Raw genomic sequence first — 597 nt, 5'->3', positions numbered from 1 at the left:
GGGCTACACCGAGTTCTGCGCCCGCTGGGCGGACTCGAACCCCGAGACGCTCGCCGAGTACTTCGCCGAAGGTGCTGTCTACCACAACATTCCGATGGAACCCGTGGTGGGGAAGCCCGCAATCAAGGACTTCCTCGCCGGGTTCCTCGGGGCGTTCGGCGGCATCGTGTTCACGATCCACCACCAGACCAGTGCCGGCCGCGTGGTGATGAAYGAGCGCACCGACGTGTTCACGATCAACGGCACCGCCGTCGAACTGCCGGTGATGGGGGTGTTCGAGGTCGACGAGGACGGCAAGATCGTGGCCTGGCGGGACTACTTCGACATGGCCCCGCTCGCGGCCCTCGGCGGCCAGTAGCGCCGGCAAACGCAAGAACCCCGATCCAGTTYCCTGGATCGGGGTTCCCGCGTCAAATGGTGGTGCCCCCGGCAGGATTCGAACCTGCGGCCTTTCGCTCCGGAGGCGAACGCTCTATCCCCTGAGCTACGGGGGCCCGCCGAAACTTCCGGCGTGCCATTGGGCGGGGTTAGCGTAACCCATGACTCGCCGGATCCATATTTGGACCCTCGGATTGGGTAAAGTGCCTGGTACGCGCC

Annotated in this window: 1 protein-coding gene and 1 tRNA gene; one reads left to right on the top strand and one right to left on the bottom strand. The window is 65.2% G+C overall.

Annotated elements, in window-relative coordinates:
* The coding region (locus AC1DYG_RS18885; RefSeq protein ID WP_477641405.1) for a nuclear transport factor 2 family protein at positions 1–358 on the top strand (358 nt) is incomplete at its 5' end.
* Between the two features lie 60 nt (positions 359–418).
* Here AC1DYG_RS18885 and AC1DYG_RS18880 read toward each other — a convergent pair.
* Positions 419–494 (bottom strand) — tRNA-Arg (locus AC1DYG_RS18880).
* Between the last annotated feature and the right edge of the window lie 103 nt (positions 495–597).

This window comes from Pedococcus sp. P1_H8 (genome assembly GCF_056405175.1).
This window is presented reverse-complemented; position numbering and strand designations above follow the sequence as displayed.